Raw genomic sequence first — 2,338 nt, forward strand, 5'->3', positions numbered from 1 at the left:
GCGTTCATCCTGAGCCAGGATCAAACTCTCCAATAAAGTTAGTTTGTCTAGCATCATAAAATAAAAATTGACGTTTCACGTTGTTTGTTTCGTTCAGTTTTCAAAGAACTTGTCTGCCGCTCATTTGCGACTTCCTTATGTTAACATTTTCATCTTTCAATGTCAACTAAGTTTTTCATTTCGTTTGTCGCTTTCGACGTTATTGTCATCGGCGACTTGTTCTATATTACACCTCTAAGTATTAATCGTCAATACGTTTTTTAAAAAAACTTCATTTTTTTAAAACCCTATTTACATACCTCTTCTATCAGAATATATAAGCAACCCATATAATACTCTATGGGTTGCTTTCCATCATAAAAACTATTGTTCTTTTGAAGGTACCGAACAGCTTTCATCTGTACAAGACATATCGCTTCCACCTTCTGAAGAAAACTCTTGTAATTTAGGTACAGGATTCTCTTCTTCCCACACTTGCTGAAGTGCACCAACAAAAGTTTCAAGTGGTTGTGCACCTGAAATAGCATACTTTTGATTAATAATAAAATAAGGTACTCCTGAAATTTGATATTGCTGAGCAATCGCTTCATCAACTCTAACATCATTTGCATATGCGCTTTTATCATTAATAACCTGTAAAGCTTCTTGTTTGTCTAGACCTGAAGCTTCAGCTATAGTAGCGAGCGTATCCACATCACTTAAATTTCTTGATTCAGTGAAATATGCAAAAAGTAGATTTTCCGTAATCTCTTTTTCTTTCCCTTGATCCTTTGCAAATTTCGCAAGACGATGCGCATCAAAAGTGTTCGTCGGCTTCATCTCATCAAAATTAAAACTTAAACCCATACTAGCTGCATGATTACCTAACTGCACGTTATTACGTTTCGCTTCTTCAATACTAATCCCATACTTTGATGCAAGTACTTCATTAATACTTGTTCCAGAATAGATTGGAGCATTTTGGTCTAATTCAAAACTTTTAAACTCAACTTCAACATCCTTCTTATGAGGAAATTGCTCTAAAGCCACTTCTAACCTACGTTTCCCAATGTAGCAAAATGGGCATACAAAATCTGACCATACTTCAATTTTCATAGAAACACCTCATTAACATGTAGTTTTCAATCATTGTAGCACTGGCACTAAGGAATTCAAAAATTTATGCTTCAAGCCTTATATACTACAACCTAAAATAAATTTATAAATAGAAAAACGATAATCAAAAGTATTACCTTCTGATTATCGCATATATAAATCTAATTATGCTTGAATATATCTTCCCACGAACTTCCATACGGTATTCCAATACGTATTTGAATCTATCTTCTCAGCTTCTCCATTCCAACTTATCGAAAGAATTTATGTGTAGTGTATTAGGTTTATGATTTGATACAAAGTTGGCATCCTTTTCTTCATTTGTAGCCAACACATCTCCTGATGCATTCACAGTTTCTACTAAGTGAGGGTTATCCTCTAAAAATTCTTTTTCTTGTTTCGCATTCAACGCATAGTTATAAAAATAATTCCCAACTAACATATATACAATCGCTAGAAGGACTAAGACTACTATATTGACACTCCCACGGCTAAAGCCGCAAGCTGACTAACGTCAGTGGGATTCTTGCTACCAAAGGCGAAGTCTATTTCTAGTATCGCTGACGTGCAAGATTGCGGTGTGCCATCACCACTCCATATCCAGTGCATCTAGCAGATACGGCACTCGTTCTATTACCAAACGAGTCAGATTGTGAGTTCTCAAATGTTTTTTAGCGTCTTGTACTTGACGACTCAATACATTTTACGGAGCAGAAGAATTTGTTACTCCAACCTCATATGTATTCTGTTTTCAGAGAACAAGATTGTTTTAGAGACTTCCACTTGTCTGTTATGAAAATTATACCATTTCAAACACTTGATGCACAGAACATACTTTCGGTATTTTATCTATACATCGCATTTGACCTCACTATCATCCCACCCCTAAAGAGGGTACTATCGCACCGTAGTGGGCTTTCCTATTCGGAAAATCTGTAATTATACCTATCTTTTTTCATGTTATCTCCTTTAAAAAAATTAAATCTTCCTATATTAAAGTACTTCAAAAAATAACTGTACTATTTTAACATACCGATAGATTGCTTCCACAAAAAATAAAATAGAAAATCTTAAACTGCATATCGAAATTGAATATAACAGAATAACTTGAGACTGATAAGAAGTTAGAAACACAAAAAAGACGAGTCATTCTGACTCGTCTTAAGCTTGCTTGGCGACGTCCTACTCTCACAGGGACAAGGTCCCAACTACCATCGGCGCTAGAGAGCTTAACTTCCGTGTT

1 protein-coding gene and 1 pseudogene are annotated in these 2,338 nt (G+C 35.3%); both read right to left on the reverse strand.

Annotated elements, in window-relative coordinates; genetic code table 11:
* Positions 1-363: 363 nt before the first annotated feature.
* Positions 364-1,095 (reverse strand): DsbA family oxidoreductase, encoded by a 732-nt coding sequence (locus ACTFNE_RS27325; RefSeq protein ID WP_046199672.1) that lies wholly within the window; start codon positions 1,093-1,095, stop codon positions 364-366.
* Positions 1,096-1,342: 247 nt separating this feature from the next.
* Positions 1,343-1,537: pseudogene (locus ACTFNE_RS27330) on the reverse strand (alpha/beta hydrolase); the annotation flags it as partial.
* Positions 1,538-2,338: the final 801 nt, after the last annotated feature.

The sequence above is a fragment of the Bacillus cereus group sp. MYBKT111-2 genome (assembly GCF_051915205.1).
Lineage (GTDB): Bacteria > Bacillota > Bacilli > Bacillales > Bacillaceae_G > Bacillus_A > Bacillus_A paranthracis.

Coding starts and splice junctions, on each gene's coding strand:
- ACTFNE_RS27325 (WP_046199672.1), bottom strand. CDS start 1,095: ATGAAAATTGAAGTATGGTCAGATTTTGTATGCCCATTTTGCTACATT.